The sequence below is a fragment of the Mesorhizobium sp. B263B2A genome, from assembly GCF_020165775.1.
In the GTDB taxonomy this organism is placed as follows: Bacteria; Pseudomonadota; Alphaproteobacteria; order Rhizobiales; family Rhizobiaceae; genus Mesorhizobium; species Mesorhizobium opportunistum.
The window spans coordinates 37,323-56,218 of record NZ_JAIUIU010000011.1 but is presented as its reverse complement, the minus strand read 5'-3'; the positions used below and the strand labels follow the sequence as shown (position 1 = coordinate 56,218).

The window sequence follows — 18,896 nt, the reverse complement described above, 5'->3', positions numbered from 1 at the left end:
TAGATGGTAGCGCAGTGGAGCCGCAGCCTGGCCGACAGTACCTTCTGCTCTTTGCACTTGAGGCGAATAGCGCGTTGCAGCCAGCACAGGATACGAACCAAACAGATCGGCTTGGCCAATGGCGGATGCTGTCCGCTCTGCACCCGTTCGAACAGAACCGTTGCCTCACTCCTGTCTGCTTGCTGCTCCTGCTTCCTTGGGTGAAGCCGCCGCCGCACTGCTCACAGACGCACTGCTTTCTTGCGCGGCTATTTTCACCCCTAGTCCTCTGTGCTTTTGCATTCGCGCAAGCGGCACATATCTTGGCTTTACTCTCTACCGCCGAATAGGGAGCCGAGCACTGCCGACATACCCACTCTCGTGGTGGCGGCCTGCTTCGCCGCATCCGCGCAGCACTAAGCTGGTTCCTCCGCTGGCGGCTACACTCCTCAGAACAGAGGATCTGATGGCGACCAGTGCCGGGCTTAACCTGGATCGGTTTGACGCAGACGATACAGTCTAGCGCACGAGGACATTCCTCGCATATGAATGCGGAAGCCATTTCGATCCTCACTCGATCGTTTTGGTTAGGCTCGGCCTCGTGTTTCCAGCACTTGGTCGAGCCGCTTTTTATAGCAAACTCAGTACTTTATCGCCATCCTTTTGACGCGCTCAGCATGAGTTTTTAAGGTATGATGCGATCCGCATAGGCATTGGCCATTGCGAGGATCGAGCGGAGCACCGCCATCCTTGCGCTCGACGATGTGATCGGCGAACAGCCTTGCTGGCGCGCTTACATGGCAGCGCTTGCCGTCCTCTATGGCCTGGCATCGGTAGCCGGCGCGCTGCAGGACCGCGGTGCGCCATGCCCTATGCTCTGGTGTAAGCAGTTCGGCGTCGGCCTTCTTCGCTATCGGCTTGGCTGAGCGCAGGTCTACCTGCCTGTGTGGCTGGCCGATCTGCTTGACCATCAGATGAAGCCAGCAGCCTTGGCGATTGCCAGACCGACTGCGAACCCCAAGCCGTAGACGACGCCTTTGGCAAATCTGCCCGTCATGGAACCAAGTATCTGGCCAGCGATCCGCCAATTCGAGGTGTCAGCCACTACCTGCACTCCGGATCCACCAGCCACGTATCGAACCTACACGGCTGCTGAGATGCACATGCTGAGAGGGCCAGGATGGCGAGGAGCAGGCTTGTTACCGCGAACCTGCAGCCAGGGCCCATTGCCATGCTAGCCATCCAATGAGCAGGGCGCATGCGATCAAACCCGCGAAGCCTATGATGTCGATTGTCAGGTTGATCGCCGTGGCCATCACGCCGCAGTCCCGTTTACCGCAGCAACCATGAATTCGGCGGCGTCGACATCCATATTGAGCCATTCCGAAGAGGTGACGACGATGTGCTTGTCGTTCTCCGCAATGACGGAATATTCGACCTCATCCCGGTCTAGATCATCCTGGTAGAGAGCGTCGACGATGGCGGGAGGATTTGCCGAATGGCCGCCAGAGACGTTCCATTCCTTGTAAGCGTCCGTTACCCGCCATGGGAGCGGATGCCTTGCGATGACGTCTTTGAACTTGTCGCCCATCACGCCGCCTGCTTCCTGCGCTGCGCAAGGATGGATACCCATGGCAGGAGATGGCGCTTGAGAGGCTTCATGTCCTCGCATTCGTAGTGGGACCATGGACGCGGATGGCCAAGCGGCACATCCTCGAAATACCCGTCGGAGCGAAGCTCTTCGCCACCATCGACGTTATAGGCCCAGACAACATAGCCAATTGGCTTTCCGCAGCGAGTGCAAATCTCAGGGTCGCTCATGCGGCCACCTGTTGCTGCTTCCTGCGCTGCTGCTCTCGCTGGCGGCGGGCTTGGCTGCGCTTGGCAGCCCAACTGAAATCGTCATGCTCGGATGAGAGGATCTTGGAAAAGGCGCCGTCTGCCATCCATGAATTGAGGCAGTCTCGCTCTCCCGCATCTTCGGTGATTGTGGCACAAATATCACTGATTTCGTGGGTAGGTTGCAACAGGCGGATTTGGGGCGATCCGCTATGCTGCGATGCGTTGCGAACCAGAATGGCCGAAATTTGAGCCAAAGCCCGATCTTTTCTTGCGCGGCCTGTGTTTGGATGGATGCCCTCGACCTTGAAACACCAGCGCCGGAATGACTTGCCGCCGACCTTGGAACGAGCCCATGCAAGCAACGCGCGGCGCTCGCTGTCGTTGCCTACGCCAAGCAGCCATTCATAGAGCGCTTCCAGTTCGGAAAGCTCATGCGCCGATGGCATGAAGCCGATGCGCTCCCAGAACGCCTTGCGCTCGGCTGCCAACGGGTCTTCATGCTCGTCCAGCCAGTCGCCCTGGATGAGCTTCCCCTTCTTGATGACGCGCTGTTCCCGCGCCTTGCCCCAGCCGTTCTTGTCGGCCTGGTCGTGGACGTATGGCAGTTGCTGCGCTCGTAGCGGCACGGGCCCGACATGCTCATGGCTGGCGCGCTCGATCTCGGCGGCGCGGATGAACTTCTCAGCAATCGATCCGATGTCCATCAAGCGCTCTCCGCTTCTTCGGGCTCACGTTCGTATTTCTCGCCATAGACCTGCTCATAGAGCGCTTCCGTGGCGTCGCATGTCTGCCATGCTGGCTTTCCGTCCGGCGGGTTGAAAAAACCAGTTGCCGCGAAGTTCCACCCCTCATCGAACGATAGGCACTCGAACTGCAGCGCGGGATAGCGCTTGGCCAACGCCACGAAAACAGGCTCCGGAAAACTCCATGCCGTCTGGAATGTGAATTGGAACGGGTCTTCGCTGACTAGATCGAAATCGTAGGAGTTCCACTTAGTGCCCCAATTGGCGATTGACCAATCATACCATGATTTATGGCCAGTCTCGCCGATGCAGAGCGCCATCTTGCGGGCTCGGTCTATGCACCCAGGATAGAGGTTCTCCAAGCGCTGTTCGATCTCGCCATCCTCGAAACCGACATAGCCTTTCCATTCGCCCAAGTGACCATTGGTGTCATGCTTCCGCAGGCGATTCCAGATTTCCACGATGCCGCTCGACCGGGCCATGATGGCAAGGATATCAGGCGACAGACCGTCTTCCACGACCTCGCCTGCAGATGCTGGCATCGGAACGATCTGCTCGAAGTCGAGAAACGTCTTCCCCTTCTCGTCGGTTCGGATCATTGAGGCGCGGAAAGCCGCTATGTCCTCGGTCGGCCCGGTAACTGTGCATCGCGTCGTCACATGATTTGGCATTGCTTTGGTCCTCTCCGGCGCATCCTACGCCTGCCTTCTGTCATCATAAAGGTCTGGCTGGTTCGCCCATGGTCCGAACCGCTTATATAGCCTCTCCTGCACCATGCCGGCCAGCGCTGGTCTGATCTTGACGAAGCCGCGCAACTGCTGTGCAACGAACTGGAGCTCGCCGACGGGTGCAGCATCCCAAACCTCGAACCAATCAGTCGGCCGCTCATGGTAGACCTTGGCATAGACGCGCAGCAGGTCGGAGGCGGCCCATAGGCCGGATTCGTCGAGCAGCGCCTTGTTGTTTGCCGTCTCGGCCAGGGTGCGCATGACGGCCCTTGCGTGGTGTTCGCCGAAGCGTTCGATGATGCGCTGGATGGATGCCACGGCGCGCGTCTGGCCTATGTCGGGATAGCGGTTCGCCGGCACGATCTCGATGCCGAATTCCAGACAGAGAGCGACGACGCGCGGATCGATCATGCCTGGCTCCGCTTCTGCAGCGCATGCGCCTTGTGGTCCTTCGGCTCGCGCTCGGTGCCGGTATAGCCAAGCGCACGTTCTGCGGCCTTGCGCGCTATTTGCGCGTCCCTCAGACTGGCAAATACCCCAAGGTAGATGTGTCGCGGCCCGTTCCAGATGCGGGCAACCCATCGTCCTTCGAAGCCATCATTTCGCGGCTTCCAATTGACGCCATGGACGCCAGACGTGTTGTTGACACGCTGGCCGGCGTTGCGCTGGTTCTGGCTCTTGGTCGCCTTGCGCAGATTTTCGATGCGATTGTCAGACCGATCGCCATTGTCGTGGTCGATCTCTGCTTCCGGGTAGACCACCCATTCGCCGGTGACAATCAACCATGCAATCTTGTGCGTCTGCGTAAGGATGCCATCGAAAAATGCCTTCCGATAGCCCTGCGGATCGACGTGGCCCGCTTCTTTGCCTTCGCAGTTTGCGACAAACGACCGGTAAGCAGCTTCGGTCTTGAACTCAGACCGAGGCCGTGATCTCCAGATCAGGATTCCTGTCTCTGGGTCATAGTTGAAAAGCGCACGCACTCGTGCTTGGGTCGGCGTAGCCATTACGAACCTCATCCGTTCGGGTTGGTTAGAGCCGTCGTGGCGTTGCAAGCACCCGGCGGCTCGTCTTTTATAGGCCGGAACCCCTTGGTTTTGCAGGGTCGAAAGGCCTTTATACCAACTTTCTGTGGATAAACTCGTCATGCGAGACCTCGCTTTCGCAAGGCATAGAACATCGTCGTGCTGTCCCGGTGGAAGCGCTTGCCAAGCCATGGCTGCGTCGCTTCGGGATACGCTTGCTTGACCGCGACCACGCAATCCAGGCGGGCCTCATACAACTTCCTTTGGCGGCAATCCTTGATGATGTCGTCGTGGGAGAAGCCGTGCCATGCAGCTACACGGTCGATCAGTGCCTTGACCGGCGTCTGCGTCGAGATATCGAGGCCTGCCAGGAACGCCATGTGCTTTGCCCGGCGGAAGTCTTGGGCCGATGACATGCGCCGCGTCTCATGGGCGACTGGCGGACGGCGGAAGCGAATGACGTTGCTCGCCTTTGGCGTGACCGTGGGAGCGCGTTCCGCCTCCACCGCCTCAATGGCCGCGATGGGCTGTCCGCGCTCGCTGGCGCGTCTGGCTATGCCTGCTGCTGTGGCTCGATAGGCGAAGACGCGCATTAGGCTGGCCTCCCCGAGCCTGTCATAACCCGACCGGGTGGTGGAGGCGGAACCGCACCTTCAGCCTTGGCGCGTGCCGAGCGTTCGTACCAGTCAATCAGGCGGAGGTCTTGCGCTTTGGCATCGCGCCAACGCGTCGAGTTGACCCTGCGGGGATTACAGCCGCCAACCGAAAGATACCCTGAAGTGTTTTCCTCGACTTGGAGGATGAGCTTGCCGAACCAGCCGGTGCGGTAGCGGGTTTCGCCTGTGATGCGGTCTGAATTTGATGGTGCTGGCATTAGGCGGCCTCATGCGCGCTGACAAACGTCATCTTCTGCTTGATGCAGTATCGACGGAACGCTGGCTCATGCAGTTCGCCGGGAAGCATATCGATGGAATGGCCGAGCGTACCGCCCTTCCATGATCCTTTGCGCTCGCCGGTCTCGCCGGAGAAGCGAAGGTCGAGTGAGCGGCGTATCTTCGGTGCGCGGAATAGGGAGAGCCATTTGAACCAGCCTGTTCCGAACTTCCACTCCCATTCCTCGATCATCGTGGCGACTGACAGGCGCTCACCGTCGAAGTCGTCGAACGCAAATACGACCGTCGGGGTTGTCTTTTCAATCGCGCGTTCGCGCTCCCACCGGCCCGGATCGCCGACGTAGCTCTTGCCGGTGTTGGGCAGTGTCGCGACGTGCTCGCCGTTGATCCCGTAGAAGCTCTTGCGGACGTGCCGCCATTGCGTCCACGGCAGGAACTTGCTCCAGCGCTGTTCGGTGCTGCTGTCGTTCGTCTGGCGTCCAAGCATGACGCTCAGATGGCCTTCGGAGCAGGTGAAGCCGTATTCCCGTTCGTGGGTGTCCCAATACCAATCGCGGCCGAGCCGTTCGATTGTGGCTGCGTCCCATGTTTTGGCCTCGACCTTCCGGCGCCACGGCTTCAGGACTTGCGGCAGCGCCAGGATGAGGGTGTGGCCGAACCCGCTCAGGCGGAGATCGCAACCTGGGTATTCGTCATCGCCCGAGCCGAGCACGATGGCTAGAGGCCGATAATGGCCGCGCTTTTCATGCGCGTAGGTGAACGGGCCGAAGTAGTGGTCGTGATCGCTCCAGCGGCGGTGATAGTGTCTGCTGAACATGCCCATTATGCGCGACCTTTCATTGCTGGCTGGCCTTCGAAGCGGGCGATCATCTCCTTGAACAAGGTGACGATGTCCTGCCTCTGGGCGCCGTTTGAGATGAAGTTGCAGCGACCGTCCGTAGCTCCGAACGGGAACATGAGAACCACAATGCCGACTTCGCGATCCGCGCCTTTGGTGTCGCCGTTCATGAACTCGTCCAGCGTAGCCATCACCGCGTTCATCTTGTCGCGGTAATCGTTCTGGATAGGTCCGTCGCCAAGTTGATGCGCTCTCATGCTCGCTTCCTTTCGATTTTGACGCTTCGACCTCGGATTACGATCGCCCCCAGCGCCTGTTCCTGCTCTGCCGCGCGCTGTGCTGCTTTCTCGAGATGCCAGGAGGCGAGGCCTAGGACGTCTTTGGCCTCAGTGATTTCCGACCTGATAGGCGGGTTGAGGCGGATTCGGACATATTCCTTGGCCGCTTCAAGCGCCCTGCCTGCCGTCGGATATGGTTCGCAGCCGGGAATGAACCGGAAGGGCTGGCCACAAAACAATCGATAGCTGCCGCGGTATCCACCTCGCACCGGGACAGCGGTATATTCGGGCAGGAAGTCGCTGCTCATGCGATCGGCTCGCCTTTTTCCCACGCGTTCATCGCGTCTATTTTCGCGATGATCTTTGCCTCCGTCGACGCGGTGCAGTAGAGGCTGCCACCGACGATGGCGACGGTTTGCTCGTCGATCGATATTGCTGGCTTCCGGCCGCTCGGGTCTTTCACCAACGTGCCTGTTTCGACGACGTGAAGCACCTTGCCGTTCCACATGGTTCCGATCATCCCGACCTCCCGCTTGTGGTTTCAATGGGTGCGAGACGGACGGCCTCCATCGTTGTCAGCCGCTTGCCGCAGTCCTTGCATGCCCGACGGCGCTTGATGCCGTTTAAGGCCGGGCGCGTCTCTATCGTGCGCAGCCGGCTTGATGTGCAGCAGGGACACAAGAGGCCGTAGAGGTGGGAGGTGCGCTCGCTCATTCTGCGAAAAACCCCTCGAACGATTCCGGCTGATCCTGGGCGAGCGAGTGGAACATGGTGAATTCCGCCTCGAACCCGATCTCCGGCGATATGCCTGGCTCACCGCGGCGCCGCTTGTGGTTGATGATTTGGGCTTTCCCGCGTGACCGGTCGTATTTCTGGATAAGCTCGTCGCGCTTTTCCTGCTTTTGGGTCTGCGGGATGAGTTCCTTGTAAAGCGGCTCGGGGCGGTAGAGCGAAAACCAGACGTCGAGGTTTTGCTTCACACCGGATCCACCGTAGGCATCGCCCATCATCGGGCGGATGATGCCACCGGTCTGCCAGCGGCGTTTCCAGTCATCATTGCGCTGGATCAGGATGACGATCGCCACGTTGAGCGTTTTCGCCAGCGCCTTCAGGCCGCGATAGAGCGCGTTCACTCGGTCGGCGAAGATATCCTTGGGATTCGGCAGGCTGATCATCTTGGCGTGGTCGATCATGATCAGGTCCAGGCCCTGGCTTTTTACCATGGCCTCGGCCTTCACCCGGATATCCGACATTGTGCATTCGCCAAAGCCGACGATGTAGAAAGGCAGATCGGCCGACGTCATCATCTCCTTTTCGAGGTCGCCGGACTCCTTGGAGTTGAGCGTGTAGGCGTCGATACGCCCCAGCGAGATATGCGCTTGCTGTGCAGCGGCCTGGAGCGCTGCTTCCTCGTCTGTCACCTCGATCGAGAAGAACGCGCTCTTGAAGCCCTGTGAGGCGGCAAACCGGCATTGCTGGAGCGAGAATGATGTTTTTCCTCCTCCACTGTCCGACATGAGCCCGACAAGGTTGCCGCGGCGGATATCGCCCAGCGCCGATGTGATCTCCGGCAGGAACCATGGAATGCGAGACGACAGGTCACCACTCGACTTGGCAGCCTTGGTGACTGCGTTCGGCAGGATGACACCATACTGGACACTGGCGGCGCGCTCGTTGCCTTCCCTGGCTATGCGGGTGAGTTCGTCGGCAACCGACCCGATGATCTTTTCAGGGGTCATGTCCACCGGCATGTTGCGGGCCAGCGCGTCCAGATCGTGCGCCGCGGCAATGAGCTGGTGGCGTGCCCACATCTCGATGATGCCGCGCCCGTAATCGTAGGCGCCTGACGTCGTGATCGCCTCTGACAGCAACCGGATGAGATAGCCGAACAGCGTTTGCTCGCCGACCATGGCCTCCGCGTCGACATAGGGCTTCATCGTGATCGGGTTTGCCGGCCGCCCTTCGGCGATCATGGCGCCCATCACTTCATAGAGCGCACCATGCAGCTTTTCATGGAAGTGATTGGGCTTCAGAAAGCCGGCAACCCGCCAATAGGTGTCATTCGACTTCAGGATGGCGCCTAGAAGGGCCTGCTCTGCCTCGACGGCATCAGGCAGCGCAGCGCGGAAGTTGCGCTCCATGGCGTTCATCAGGCCGCCCTCGCCATCTTGAATCGCTGGCAAGCCTCGCCGGCCATTGCTATACCAACCGCTTCGGCGGCATCCGCGTTCTTCACGTCGATCTTCAGCACCCTGCAGCGCTCGATTGCCGCGCGCTTCCACATCTGGCGATCGAATCCTGGCGAACGCCCCATCCCGAGAAAATGCTTACGCCACGTTGTCGACGGCACGCACTCCCATGGGATGCGATAGGCCGCGATGATCGCCACCGCCGCGCAGACCAGCCCCTCGAGCTGCAACGCATTCGGGTTGACGGTCTGCTCATCCATAACGCCGGCGAGGTCGGTCTTGGTCTTGCGGAAGGATTTGATGTTGCGCATCGGCTGCTCGATGGCCACGAAATCAGGGCGGCCGGGCTTGAACATGGCCACCATCTGCGTTGCGAGGGATGCGGCTTTCTCCTCCGCATTGTCGCCGACAGCCTTGATGAGGCCGGTCTTGATCGACGAGAGCGAGGAGCCGGGCTCGTACCAGGCGAAACCTGAAACCGTGGCAATGTCCAATCCCAGGATCAGCATGCGGCTACATCCCGCCCTTGTTGACATAGATGCAGTAGGTGACGCCCATGACGCTTCCGGCTGTCGAGCAGCGATAGGGAAGCCCGTCAGGCGACGGCAGCACCTTGGTCGACTGGTAGGGGATCACCTCGCCGGTGGACTGGATATGATAGCCGTCAGGCCCCTCTTTGATGGCGTCGGTCTGGACCGGGTAACAATCTCCGTTGCCGCAGCAGCGGGAATCAAAGGTCCAGCCGGTCGGCGCCTGATGCGGGTATGCCTTACCGTGCAGGCCGATCAGCACGATCCCTGCGAGAATACCGGAGACCGCCAAGGCTCCGGCTAAGCTGTGCGTGGGGCGGGTCAAAGCAGCGCCTCCTGCTTCGGCTCAGGAGCGCGGGGCTCAATGAACATGTCGGGCTGGGCATAGGCCTTGCGGATGCGCTCGCAGGCGATGTTGAAGTAGTCCTCGTCGATCTCAATACCGATGAATTTGCGGCCGAGCTTGGCGCAGGCGACGCCGGTTGTGCCGGAGCCCATGTATGGGTCAAGGATCGTCGCTTCTTGGTCGACCATGCCGATGCACCATTCCATGAGCACAATCGGCTTTTGCGTAGGATGAACGCGGGAGACGCCGCGCTCGGAGGCTTTCATCATCCCGTCCCAATGGTGACGGAAGACCCGCGCAACGTTCTGCAGGTTGGTCCACGCCATTTCGCAGTCGGCGAAATCGTTGGTGTGACCGGACGCCGCTCGCTTGTCCCAAATCAGCCACGAGGATGAGGCCGGCAGTCTATCGGCGAAATGGTTTGCGCCCCAGAGGATGCAGTCACTACCGACCGATGTCAGCGGAAGCGGATCAAATGGACGGTCATCGCCTTCGATGGCGACCTTCGCGAACTTGGTCGCATACCGCCCGCCGCCTATGCCGCTGTTGTCGTTTCCGCCGTGAGCGAAGGCGATGCCATAGGGAGGATCACTGACCACGGCCATGCCCCCCCCCAGCAGCGGCAACACCTCCAGGCAGTCACCCAGGATAAGCCGGCAATCGCCTATGATCTCCTCGCGGCGGATCATGTGCGCTTATTCCGCTGCTTCGCGCTGTTCGTCTTCCTCGCCGAACGGGTCTTCATGCCCGTCGCCGTGGATGAGTTCATCGCTGGCAGCCTCTTCCTTCTTCTTGATGCCGGCAAAGAGAGCGCCTTGCCCATCGTGCCAGCCCTTTTCGAAGGCTTGGCCTTCAGCGGAGAGTGGGTTGAACGGATTGGACAGCGTGTCGCCACGAAGGCCGGCGTCGAGGCCATCCTGATATGCGCGCTCCTCCAGCGGGGCGAGATCGACCAGCATGTCGAGTTGCGTATTGACCGGGATACCGGCCCAGGCCATCGCCTGCCGCGTTGCCGCCTGCTTGGCCTGAAGCTCGGCCTTGCCCTCGGGTGTCTGTGCCTTTTCATAGTCTTTGATCTGGGTCATGCCGAACTCGCCGAGGTCGGACTTGACGACCTTGCAGACATTCTTCAGCGCGGCATCGGCGGCTTTCTTCGCGGCCAGCGCCTTCAGCCAGTTCTGCCGGTTGATGTGGAACAAGACCTTGCGGTCGAGATCGGCGGTATCGCCGCTGCTGTTGTGGCCCTCGCCGGCCGGTGCTGCACTTTTCTTCGCCGCTTTCACCATGTCAGTTGCTCCGCTTTGGGGTTGTTTTTGCTAGTTCGCCGCTGCTTCGGCCTTCCCGGCCGCATACATGGCGGTAGCGCTGTCAAAAACCGTGCCGCCATCACCGTTCTGGCCGGCGGAGTTGATGACACTCATGTAGTCGGCTGCATTCTGGGCTTGCCCGGAGAGAAGCGCGACGTTGTTTGTAACGCCATGGCCGACACCGCTTGTAGTCGCCCAATAGGTCGGGTGCCAGTATGGCCTCACATAGCGATCGATGTAGACAGGGTAGCTGGTCGGCGTGATAGCCACGCCATCGACGGCGGCAACCTGTTCCTTGATGCGCTCCCACTGCTTCTTGCTCGGGGTGCCTTCCATGCTTTCCGTGTACCCTTCGAACCAGGCTTTGAACTCGTTGAGCTTCATCTCATCTCCTGTTCCGACGGGCTGCGCGAAGCGCCCGCCACTCTGCCACCCACCGACGGATGGCTTTGATCAGTCGCATTCTTTCCCTCGATTTCCCGGCGTTCACGCTCCATGGCGTCCGCCGCGTTTTCCACCCATGCGCAGAGATGGCCGTATTTGTTCCGAAGCAGGCGGTAGACGTCGCCGTTCGGAAACTTCAGCGTCTGCCAGTTCTTCCACAGACGCTCGGCCTGGGCCGGGGTCAGCCCGGCTTTCTTTGCTGCTCGATCTCGCGCGGCGGTGCGCGTATCGCCCCACCCGCGCCATTCTTTCTGCGTGGCGGCGTTCAACAACTCGAACGCCTCCTTCGCCGCAACGCTCGTACTCATCTGGTCACCCTGTTTCGGTACTGACCCGTACCGGCTTGGTTCGGACATGATGGTTTCCTCTTCGCTAAGGTGTGTCCGTCACCAAGAGCGACTGAGCCGGAAGGTCCGGCGAATGGTAGAAAAGGAATGTCCAATGGATCGAACCCCACGCTTGCAGGCTCAGAGGTCGATCCAGTTGGTCTTTGAGTTTGGGGGGCAGCAATTTCCGCCCCGAGCGGAGAACGAAAATTGCCCATTCTCAGTCACCCCTCACAGCCGCGTTGATGGCTTCCGGGGTAAGGATTTCGGCATCGATGATGCGCATGGGCTTGCCGGGCCATTCAAAGCTGCGCGTGACCGCACCAATGGGCTGGCTGACGCGATAGCGCGCCAGGGTCCGTTCAACGGCAATGCCGGCTAGGAACGATATCAGGGTGGCGAGCCAGGTCATGAGTGTGCAAACTCCGGATAGTAGCCGAGGCATGGCATCCGGATTTGAGCCAGCAGACCGTCGATTTCCTGCGGTGTAGATTCCAGCCGCGTGCCGGCAAGCGCCGCGCAAATCTGATCAGTGGACATCCCAGATATGGAAAACCGCGCGACCCGGTCGACGTCGGCCATTGACCATTTCAGGTTCACTTCGCCGGCGGCTCTCACGGCAGCAGCCCTCGCTCGCGCAATTGCTCACGTCGCTCGGCTGCGTTCAGCCGACGGAGTGCTTGGCCAATCAGCAACGACGACGGAACCGACGCCGCGAGATAAATCAGGAGGACGTGCCAGAGGGTCATGCTGCGACCTCAAACAGTTCGGCCTGCCGCGCGTCCTTCCGGTCCAGCATGCGAAGGACGGTTTCGCCCTGCCACGCCTTGTCCCAGACGAACCATGCATTGAGCATCGGCGGTGCGCCCTGCCCGGTGAAATCAATCTTCCACCTCATCAGGTAGACTCGGGCCGGCGGGTTGGCTGCATAGAACGGGCCGAGTCCGCCAGCGCCAGGCCAGCCCCAATTCATGAGCAAGGCCATGTACTCGACGCCGAGTCCCTCAATGGCATGTTTCAGCCAGCGGGCCTTGCCGTTGCCCCAGCCGCATTCGCTGAATGGCGGGTTCGTCACGATGGCTTTGGCCGGTGCTATCGGGAAATCGTAGAAGGATCTGATGTCGGCATCGCAGCCGCGGTCGACCAGATCGGAAGCGCGGACAGTCAGCCCGACCGATTCCATCTCGCGGACCATTGCGCCGTCGCCGGCCGCTGGCTCCCATATGGTGCCGAAGTCGCGCAGCCGATCGATTTCAGCATGAAGGAGCGCGCGTGTCGGCTCAGGTGGCGTCGGATAGAAGTCTTCCTTCTCCCTCTCCATGCCGTCGACGCGCTCATAGCTGCCGTCGAGATTGCGCTGGACGACCGGCTTGGACTTCTTGCCGGTGGCGCGGAAGAGGCCGCGAGCTGATGGCGCGTTCATGTATGCCTCGCCAGCGTCCAGAGCGTGCACAGGTTGACGACGATCAGAGCCGCGTTGATCCCGGCGAGGATGAAATTGCTTTGCAGTATGGCAAGCGTTCCGACCAAACCGCAGAAGGCGATCAGTGTGATGCCGAAGGCTATGGACACCTTGCGCTTCATGCCGCGATGCCCATGATAGCATCGAGGCAGTCGCCGAAGGTCCAGTCAGGGTTGCGGCGCCAGAAACGGTCGGCCGCCTTCAGTGCGGTTTTCCACTCACTCAACCGGGCCTGGTCGTCCTTGATCTGCTTTTCGCGAATCTCGATGGCGCGCACGAACTGGTTGCGGCTCAAACCGCGCGTCGGCATGAGGACACTTTCGTCTGTGTCCATCGCGACGACCGACGGTAGCCGGAACGGCAACTCTGCCTGGGCTTCGGAATGCTTGGTTGCCGATACAGCAGATAGCGACCGCGCCTTGCTGGAAACCCTGGCGACCAGCCCCTCAATGCCGGCGAGGTATTGGCCGTCATCGTCGATGTCGTCCCATTTCTCAACTGCGGCATGGCGGGCGTTGATCACCTCGCCGGCATACACGCTGTCGACAATGTCGGTGACGACGTCACTCAGCCGCTTCGAGCCCATGCGCTTGCTCCTTTTCCCAAATTTCGCAGAAGTTGATCAGCCACGCGGCTGCGGTTCGGATCGCTGCCGTATCAACCGAATGCCGAAGGGCTGGCGGGATGCGATGCGCGGCATCTTCGGCCGACGGCTGCGCATTGATCTTCTCCACCACCTCGTCGATGAGAGCGGAGACGGCTCGGTCATCCTGAGTGCCAAAGATCCGAACCTGTTCGGCCTTTTGTTCGGCCGTAAGCGGCTCGGCCTTTGGGAGCTTTTCGGCTTCCCTTGCTTCAGCCTCGGCCTTCTTCAGGTCGGCAGCCGCGCGCCTCAACTTGTCCTCGGTGACGAGCCGGCGCTGCGTGTCGTGATCTTGATTTGCGATGACGGCGGCGGCAGAAAGACTCACCTTTCCCGCGTCGACCGCCGCTACCAACTCTGGTGCACCGTCTCGCTCTACCTTGCGCGCTGTATCAACCAAGCGCGGCGAAACGTTCATCAATCGTGCAGCGTCGTCGATCGAAACCTGACGCAAATTTGCGCTTGGTTCGATGTCGGTCCTCGCGCCGGACTGCATATTGGCAATTCTGGCTGCCACTTTGGCTCGCTGGCCGGCGTCGAGGTGCCGGCGGGTGAGGTTGTGGCTGATGACGAACCCAAGCGGATCGTCTCCTTCATACTCGACGCGGGGATATTCGATGCCGAGCTCACGCGCCGCCATGTAGCGGTTGCGACCGTCGAGGATGGCGCCGTCGAGGAAGACGATCGGCTCGATGACGCCGTTCTTGCGGACGTCCTCGACCAGGGCGCGGAATGCCTCGCCTTCGATCCATGGGAAGATGTCGGCGCATTCGTGCCACTTCACGCCGACCGGCGGAGTGTGCTCTTGCTTCGGTTCGACAGCCTCGGCGCGGATCATGCGGCCTGCTCCACCATCGGGCGCGCCACGCCGTCGGGCCAGACCGCGCCGTCCGGCCAGTTGGCCGCGAACCACATGATGGCCGAGTTGTACCGGCGCGTGCCGATGTCGGCGGTTCCATCACGCAGACTGGTGAGCTTTTTGCCGTCGTTGAAGACCGTCGTGCTGACCGTCGTTTCCTTCCGGCCGGTCGCCGTCATGTATGCGTCAACGATGGAAAGCAGTTCGGCGATCTGGTTCATGGCCGACACTATTCGGTCTTTTTCCCGATTGTGTCAACGGTTTTCTTCCCGAATGCGTCGATAACTGAAAATCGGTAAAAATCCCCGCCATGCTGAAAGACATTCTTGCCCGCATCGAATCCAGGTTGAACGCTGTAGGACTTAAGGAATCCGCAGCCGCGGTCATGGCCGGCTTGAGCGATAGCGCGATCCGCGACATGCGCCGGGCGATACGCGACGGCAAGGATGATGCAGGTGTTTCAACCCGAACGCTGGTTAAGCTGGCGCCGGTCCTCGAGACAACGGCGTCGTGGCTCATGGAAGGAACCGGGCCGGAACAGTCCGTAATGCGCAGCCCGGACGAGATCCTCGCCGTTCTTCACCGAATCGATGGATTAAAGCCCGAAAATGTTGGCGTGCTGCTTTCGATGATCGACGGTTTCCAGCGGGCTAATGCTGCCTCACAACCGCGACCAGCCCTGCCAGATGGTCGATCTGAACCCGCCACTTCCCGCCGTGAAGCTTCGCCATCTCCTTAGCGATTGAGGCCGCGTCCCGCTCGATCCGAATTGCTGGATCATCCAAGGACCAAGCGTTGGCCGCGAGCGCCCTCAGCCTCTCCAGCGTTGCTTCGCCCCTTGTCTTCTCAAGTGGCATGTAGTGGATCATTTCTGGATTCCCGAGCCCCGAGCACTGCGAATAGGAACAATTTCCTCTCCCCCTTGTCAACACCGCTTTGACTTACGCGGTGTCCCATTTTGGCACCATTGTACGTTTACGACCATTTTTCAGGCATTAACAGAATGTGTTTAAGTGTAATGGTGCGCCTGTGAATAGTGGGGACAATGGCACACTTTCCGGAAATTTGGCACCATTTCGGGAGACGGCTGTTTCGGCCATAAGGCCGGGATGCCGCAACCTGATCAGCCAAGATTTAACCTGAGGTTGACGCCTGAGATCGAGGCGGCGCTGGTGCGCGCTCGCAAGGTCAGTGCCAGAAGCATGAATGCCGAGATACTGGCCAGGCTCCGGCTTACATTCGATCAGGATCCCGCAGCTCGCCTGACTGAGATTTTCCGGCCACTGGTGGAACGGCTTGACGATGACGAGCGCGCTCGGTTCATCGATAGCGTAGAGCGGACCATCGAAGTTCTTGTTCAGGCGATCAAGGGTTAGGGCTTAGAACCTACTTATCCTCTGTCTCTTGAGGTTTTGAAGGATGGTGAGGGGCGGTTCTAGGCAAAGAACACCCCTACCCTACCGGCTGAACCGATAAGGTTGGGGTGCTCTTAAGCCGAAGTCCTGAAGGCATGGAGCCGGGACGGGACTGGCCTACGACGTCCTTCCGGATAGTCGGTCCTACTTTTCAGGCAGCGTGTTTCGGACTTGAAACACCCACGCTTGCGGCTTCACCTGCTCCGGGATTGCACCGGGTCGCCGCTGCGCCGGGGGTGTACCGCTTGCATCTCCCGTTCGGGTTTGATACATAAGCGGCGACTTATTACACCAGCCTGCGCCCCGGCGGATTTCTCCGACCGGGGTTTTCTTTTGCGCCGATGCGGTTGGCGTGTCAAAAGAATTTTCGGTCTTAATCCCGATTTATGTTGCAAGTCGGTTTTTTTCCCGATAAGTTCATCTCCAGAAAGCAGACACCCACTGCCCTGGAGACGACGCAAATGACCACCCTCATCAACGGCAAGACCTTCACGGTAAAGCAGACGGGCGCGAAATTCTTCTACTGGTCGCCGCGCGCTCTTCGCTGGTTGCCGGTCGCAGCTTCGAAGGTGACGCTGTGACCTTCGTCGTTGACATGGCTGATGCCAACGGAACCGGAAATGGGGACATTTGTGTCCGCACTGACAAGGGGACGCTCGTCGCGCTCATATACGCGTCAGCAAACGCCTTGGAGGCGGCAACCCTTGCAGTGACAGCCCTCAACGGATGGAGGCCGATGAACGAGGCCCCGAAGGACGGCAAGACGCTGGTCTTGTTGGCTCTCAAAGACGAGAACGATGATTGGATCAATGTTGAGGGCTGGTACGAGCCGGGCATAGCTGACCGGCAATGGTACGACATCTATCACGGTCCGGTCGAGCCGAAATTCTGGCGCCCGCGCCTAAATCCTCCGGTGCAGCCATGAGCGCCGCCGCCTGACCTCCCCACCCCCTTGCATCTGGAGAACGACGACAATGGCTAGCCTGATCGAACAGCACGGACGGATTTCCATCTGGGAAATTGACGGCGAGTTCTACGTCTACGGCGTTCTGCGCGATCCGATTGTCTGCCCTTCGCTGGGCATGGCTCGCGAGAAGGCGGCAATCTGATGCTGGCGCTCGACTTGTTCTGCAAGGCTGGCGGATCGGCAATGGGCCTCTACCGTGCCGGCTTCGATGTTGTCGGCGTCGATATCGCGGCGCAGCCCAGATATCCGTTCCGCTTCGTTCAAGCCGACGCGCTAACCTATCCTCTCGACGGGTTTGATTTCATCTGGGCCAGCCCGCCGTGTCAAGGCTACAGCGCCTTGCGCCATGCTCCCGGTGCCAAGGGCGCGCCGCAGCTCATCGATCAGGTCCGCGACCGGATGCCGGCTGGCGTCCCGTTCGTCATTGAGAACGTCGAGGAAGCCAAGCGGGCGATGCGCGATCCTATCACGCTCTGCGGCTCTATGTTCGGCCTTGGTGCGCAGGGTTGCCGCACTCAGCGCCATCGCCTGTTCGAAAGCAACTTCTACATCGAGCAGCCGCCATGCTCGCATGACGACCGGCCGGTAATCGGCGTCTACGGCGGGCACGCAAGGAAACGCGCGGCTGCTCACGGCGGACGTGGCACGCAGGACGTTTGGGAAGGCGGTCACAAGCCGGCGGCATCCGAAGCGCTCGGCATTGACTGGATGACGCTTGACGAACTGAGCGAGGCCATCCCGCCAGCTTATGCCCTGTTCCTGGGTCGCGCGGCCATCACACACATCCAAGATCAACGCAGGCTCGCCGCCTAACCCCTCTCACGCAACCAAGAACACACCGCAGACCGGAACGGAGATTGAAGATGAACGCCGCACCGAAAGCCAAGTCACTTACCGAAGCACAGGTGGAGCTAAACGCGGCCGGTTTTTGGTGCACATTCAAGCATAGACGGACGGTTTTGCATGTGGGTTACACCCCTCAAGTTGACGGGGGAGTTTCCCAGCATGTCGCAACGTTCAATCGTCTGGTCGAGCAGACCGACATCGATCGTCTCATCGTCTGGAAAAATCGCCAGATGGCTGCTGCCCTCGCCGGCTGACACCCATCCCCAACACACCGCAGACCGAGAAGGAACGCAGATGAACGCCAGCGCCCGCCATCCCGAGCCAGCAGCATCCTTCGTCGAGACGAGCCGCGGATATTTCACGGTCACCCTCGGCCACGAAACCCGCGCCATCACGAAGGAAGGCCCTGCCAGCTACATCGCCTGGATCGGCTCGCAGGACCGCCACTGGTGCTTTGCCAAGGCGCTGAAGGCTTGCGTCGAGGATATCGAGTTCCGCCTGTCTGAGGCTGCGCTGGCACAGGCCGCGCATGATGAGGCTATTGCCTCGCTGATGCAGATGACGTCGGCCGAGAAGGTGCGGCTGATCGCCAAGCTGGAGGCCGAGCGCGACTGGCTGGACTGGTCCGGGTCCGAGGTCAACGTCACCGCCCGCAAGGCACAGTTCGACAAGCAAATTTCCACGTTGAGGACAATCTAATGCCGAACCATGTCTTGACTGAAATCCGCTTCAAGAACGTCGACGCCGACCAGCAGGGCGCGATCCTTGCTCTCGCGCGTGGTCATGACGGGCCCATCAACTTCGAGACGCTTCTGCCGATCCCCAGCAACATCTGGCAGGGTAGCGTCGGCACCAAGCATGCGGTGTTTCCTGGCAATGCTCTCGACTGGTGCCGGGCAAACTGGACGACCAAGTGGAACGCCTACGGCATCGATGAAGGCGGGAAGTATCAGTCGATTGCGACGACTGAGGACACGCTCACCCTGACCTTCCAGACCGCGTGGTCAACTCCCTATGGCTGGCTTCTCGCGCTCTGGCATATCGGCGAATTGCCGTTCGAATACTCATGGATCGATGAGGGCCGAAGCGGCGCAACTGTCGGGCGCTTCACCGCCTACACGGACGATTTCGGCAGCGAACCATGGTCTGAGGAAGACGCGCCGGAAGCCGAGCTTCGCCGGATGCACAAACTTATGTGGGGCGTCGAGGAATTCGCCGACGAGGACGCCTGATGGA

The 18,896-nt window shown here is 60.2% G+C and carries 35 protein-coding genes; 8 read left to right on the top strand and 27 right to left on the bottom strand.

Annotation, left to right across the window (positions count from 1 at the left end):
* Positions 1 to 620: 620 nt before the first annotated feature.
* From LB568_RS18345 to LB568_RS18220, 27 genes are all read right to left on the bottom strand, one after another.
* Positions 621 to 950 carry an HNH endonuclease signature motif containing protein gene (locus LB568_RS18345; RefSeq protein ID WP_224730884.1) on the bottom strand — a complete coding sequence of 110 codons (330 nt, stop codon included), beginning with the start codon at positions 948 to 950 and terminating at the stop codon, positions 621 to 623.
* Positions 951 to 1,294: 344 nt separating this feature from the next.
* Positions 1,295 to 1,570, bottom strand: coding sequence for a hypothetical protein (locus LB568_RS18340; RefSeq protein ID WP_224730883.1), 276 nt, complete (start codon positions 1,568 to 1,570; stop codon positions 1,295 to 1,297).
* On the bottom strand, positions 1,570 to 1,800 hold the full coding sequence (locus LB568_RS18335) for a hypothetical protein (protein WP_224730882.1): 231 nt from the start codon (positions 1,798 to 1,800) through the stop codon (positions 1,570 to 1,572). Before LB568_RS18335 ends, LB568_RS18340 begins: the two co-directional genes overlap by 1 nt.
* Complete coding sequence (locus LB568_RS18330; RefSeq protein ID WP_224730881.1) at positions 1,797 to 2,525, bottom strand: hypothetical protein; 729 nt, start codon at positions 2,523 to 2,525, stop codon at positions 1,797 to 1,799. Before LB568_RS18330 ends, LB568_RS18335 begins: the two co-directional genes overlap by 4 nt.
* Positions 2,525 to 3,163, bottom strand: coding sequence for a hypothetical protein (locus tag LB568_RS18325; protein WP_224730880.1), 639 nt, complete (start codon positions 3,161 to 3,163; stop codon positions 2,525 to 2,527). The genes LB568_RS18330 and LB568_RS18325 overlap by 1 nt, the downstream gene beginning before the upstream one ends.
* Before the next feature lie 96 nt (positions 3,164 to 3,259).
* Complete coding sequence (locus LB568_RS18320; RefSeq protein ID WP_224730879.1) at positions 3,260 to 3,703, bottom strand: hypothetical protein; 444 nt, start codon at positions 3,701 to 3,703, stop codon at positions 3,260 to 3,262.
* Positions 3,700 to 4,299, bottom strand: a complete 600-nt coding sequence (locus tag LB568_RS18315; protein ID WP_224730878.1) for an HNH endonuclease signature motif containing protein — start codon at positions 4,297 to 4,299, stop codon at positions 3,700 to 3,702. Before LB568_RS18315 ends, LB568_RS18320 begins: the two co-directional genes overlap by 4 nt.
* A gap of 137 nt (positions 4,300 to 4,436) precedes the next feature.
* Positions 4,437 to 4,910, bottom strand: coding sequence for a hypothetical protein (locus LB568_RS18310; protein WP_224730877.1), 474 nt, complete (start codon positions 4,908 to 4,910; stop codon positions 4,437 to 4,439).
* Between the two features lie 280 nt (positions 4,911 to 5,190).
* Entirely contained in the window at positions 5,191 to 6,033 is an 843-nt protein-coding gene (locus LB568_RS18305; protein ID WP_224730876.1) for a hypothetical protein, read from the bottom strand.
* The gene (locus tag LB568_RS18300; protein ID WP_224730875.1) at positions 6,033 to 6,305 is read right to left on the bottom strand and encodes a hypothetical protein; all 273 of its coding nucleotides are present in this window, start codon (positions 6,303 to 6,305) and stop codon (positions 6,033 to 6,035) included. Before LB568_RS18300 ends, LB568_RS18305 begins: the two co-directional genes overlap by 1 nt.
* The gene (locus LB568_RS18295; protein WP_224730874.1) at positions 6,302 to 6,634 is read right to left on the bottom strand and encodes a hypothetical protein; all 333 of its coding nucleotides are present in this window, start codon (positions 6,632 to 6,634) and stop codon (positions 6,302 to 6,304) included. The genes LB568_RS18300 and LB568_RS18295 overlap by 4 nt, the downstream gene beginning before the upstream one ends.
* Positions 6,631 to 6,846, bottom strand: a complete 216-nt coding sequence (locus LB568_RS18290; protein ID WP_224730873.1) for a hypothetical protein — start codon at positions 6,844 to 6,846, stop codon at positions 6,631 to 6,633. Before LB568_RS18290 ends, LB568_RS18295 begins: the two co-directional genes overlap by 4 nt.
* A complete protein-coding gene (locus LB568_RS33790; RefSeq protein ID WP_412033918.1) occupies positions 6,843 to 7,040 on the bottom strand; it encodes a hypothetical protein in 198 nt (65 codons plus the stop codon). The genes LB568_RS18290 and LB568_RS33790 overlap by 4 nt, the downstream gene beginning before the upstream one ends.
* Positions 7,037 to 8,509 carry a DnaB-like helicase C-terminal domain-containing protein gene (locus LB568_RS18285; protein WP_224730872.1) on the bottom strand — a complete coding sequence of 491 codons (1,473 nt, stop codon included), beginning with the start codon at positions 8,507 to 8,509 and terminating at the stop codon, positions 7,037 to 7,039. The genes LB568_RS33790 and LB568_RS18285 overlap by 4 nt, the downstream gene beginning before the upstream one ends.
* Positions 8,476 to 9,024, bottom strand: a complete 549-nt coding sequence (locus LB568_RS18280; RefSeq protein WP_224730871.1) for a hypothetical protein — start codon at positions 9,022 to 9,024, stop codon at positions 8,476 to 8,478. The genes LB568_RS18285 and LB568_RS18280 overlap by 34 nt, the downstream gene beginning before the upstream one ends.
* Positions 9,025 to 9,028: 4 nt before the next feature.
* Positions 9,029 to 9,337 (bottom strand): hypothetical protein, encoded by a 309-nt coding sequence (locus LB568_RS18275; protein WP_224730870.1) that lies wholly within the window; start codon positions 9,335 to 9,337, stop codon positions 9,029 to 9,031.
* A 29-nt stretch (positions 9,338 to 9,366) separates the two neighbouring features.
* Positions 9,367 to 10,080 (bottom strand): DNA-methyltransferase, encoded by a 714-nt coding sequence (locus tag LB568_RS33785; protein ID WP_412033917.1) that lies wholly within the window; start codon positions 10,078 to 10,080, stop codon positions 9,367 to 9,369.
* 6 nt (positions 10,081 to 10,086) lie between these two features.
* Positions 10,087 to 10,677, bottom strand: a complete 591-nt coding sequence (locus tag LB568_RS18265) for a hypothetical protein (protein WP_224730869.1) — start codon at positions 10,675 to 10,677, stop codon at positions 10,087 to 10,089.
* A gap of 30 nt (positions 10,678 to 10,707) precedes the next feature.
* Complete coding sequence (locus LB568_RS18260; RefSeq protein ID WP_224730868.1) at positions 10,708 to 11,082, bottom strand: hypothetical protein; 375 nt, start codon at positions 11,080 to 11,082, stop codon at positions 10,708 to 10,710.
* Positions 11,079 to 11,498 (bottom strand): hypothetical protein, encoded by a 420-nt coding sequence (locus LB568_RS18255; RefSeq protein WP_224730867.1) that lies wholly within the window; start codon positions 11,496 to 11,498, stop codon positions 11,079 to 11,081. Before LB568_RS18255 ends, LB568_RS18260 begins: the two co-directional genes overlap by 4 nt.
* Positions 11,499 to 11,688: 190 nt before the next feature.
* Positions 11,689 to 11,880: a hypothetical protein gene (locus tag LB568_RS18250; RefSeq protein ID WP_224730866.1), complete on the bottom strand. Its 192-nt coding sequence runs from the start codon at positions 11,878 to 11,880 to the stop codon at positions 11,689 to 11,691.
* Positions 11,877 to 12,050, bottom strand: coding sequence for a hypothetical protein (locus LB568_RS18245; RefSeq protein WP_224730865.1), 174 nt, complete (start codon positions 12,048 to 12,050; stop codon positions 11,877 to 11,879). The genes LB568_RS18250 and LB568_RS18245 overlap by 4 nt, the downstream gene beginning before the upstream one ends.
* A 163-nt stretch (positions 12,051 to 12,213) precedes the next feature.
* Entirely contained in the window at positions 12,214 to 12,891 is a 678-nt protein-coding gene (locus LB568_RS18240) for a hypothetical protein (RefSeq protein ID WP_224730864.1), read from the bottom strand.
* Complete coding sequence (locus LB568_RS18235; protein WP_224730863.1) at positions 12,888 to 13,052, bottom strand: hypothetical protein; 165 nt, start codon at positions 13,050 to 13,052, stop codon at positions 12,888 to 12,890. The genes LB568_RS18240 and LB568_RS18235 overlap by 4 nt, the downstream gene beginning before the upstream one ends.
* Positions 13,049 to 13,516 (bottom strand): hypothetical protein, encoded by a 468-nt coding sequence (locus tag LB568_RS18230; protein ID WP_224730862.1) that lies wholly within the window; start codon positions 13,514 to 13,516, stop codon positions 13,049 to 13,051. Before LB568_RS18230 ends, LB568_RS18235 begins: the two co-directional genes overlap by 4 nt.
* Positions 13,494 to 14,411: a hypothetical protein gene (locus LB568_RS18225; RefSeq protein ID WP_224730861.1), complete on the bottom strand. Its 918-nt coding sequence runs from the start codon at positions 14,409 to 14,411 to the stop codon at positions 13,494 to 13,496. Before LB568_RS18225 ends, LB568_RS18230 begins: the two co-directional genes overlap by 23 nt.
* Positions 14,408 to 14,653: a hypothetical protein gene (locus tag LB568_RS18220; protein WP_224730860.1), complete on the bottom strand. Its 246-nt coding sequence runs from the start codon at positions 14,651 to 14,653 to the stop codon at positions 14,408 to 14,410. Before LB568_RS18220 ends, LB568_RS18225 begins: the two co-directional genes overlap by 4 nt.
* 89 nt (positions 14,654 to 14,742) lie before the next feature.
* Between LB568_RS18220 and LB568_RS18215 the strand changes: the two genes are divergently transcribed.
* The 8 genes from LB568_RS18215 (at position 14,743) to LB568_RS18185 (ending at position 18,892) form a co-directional block, all read left to right on the top strand.
* A complete protein-coding gene (locus LB568_RS18215; protein WP_224730859.1) occupies positions 14,743 to 15,171 on the top strand; it encodes a hypothetical protein in 429 nt (142 codons plus the stop codon).
* 370 nt (positions 15,172 to 15,541) lie between these two features.
* The gene (locus LB568_RS18210) at positions 15,542 to 15,808 is read left to right on the top strand and encodes an Arc family DNA-binding protein (RefSeq protein ID WP_224730858.1); all 267 of its coding nucleotides are present in this window, start codon (positions 15,542 to 15,544) and stop codon (positions 15,806 to 15,808) included.
* Positions 15,809 to 16,424: 616 nt separating this feature from the next.
* Positions 16,425 to 16,772: a hypothetical protein gene (locus tag LB568_RS18205; RefSeq protein WP_224730857.1), complete on the top strand. Its 348-nt coding sequence runs from the start codon at positions 16,425 to 16,427 to the stop codon at positions 16,770 to 16,772.
* 49 nt (positions 16,773 to 16,821) lie between these two features.
* Positions 16,822 to 16,956, top strand: a complete 135-nt coding sequence (locus LB568_RS33515) for a hypothetical protein (RefSeq protein WP_263497095.1) — start codon at positions 16,822 to 16,824, stop codon at positions 16,954 to 16,956.
* A complete protein-coding gene (locus tag LB568_RS18200; protein WP_224730856.1) occupies positions 16,956 to 17,627 on the top strand; it encodes a DNA cytosine methyltransferase in 672 nt (223 codons plus the stop codon). Before LB568_RS33515 ends, LB568_RS18200 begins: the two co-directional genes overlap by 1 nt.
* 50 nt (positions 17,628 to 17,677) lie before the next feature.
* Positions 17,678 to 17,914, top strand: a complete 237-nt coding sequence (locus LB568_RS18195) for a hypothetical protein (RefSeq protein ID WP_224730855.1) — start codon at positions 17,678 to 17,680, stop codon at positions 17,912 to 17,914.
* A 40-nt stretch (positions 17,915 to 17,954) separates the two neighbouring features.
* On the top strand, positions 17,955 to 18,359 hold the full coding sequence (locus LB568_RS18190; protein ID WP_224730854.1) for a hypothetical protein: 405 nt from the start codon (positions 17,955 to 17,957) through the stop codon (positions 18,357 to 18,359).
* Entirely contained in the window at positions 18,359 to 18,892 is a 534-nt protein-coding gene (locus LB568_RS18185) for a hypothetical protein (RefSeq protein WP_224730853.1), read from the top strand. The genes LB568_RS18190 and LB568_RS18185 overlap by 1 nt, the downstream gene beginning before the upstream one ends.
* Positions 18,893 to 18,896: the final 4 nt, after the last annotated feature.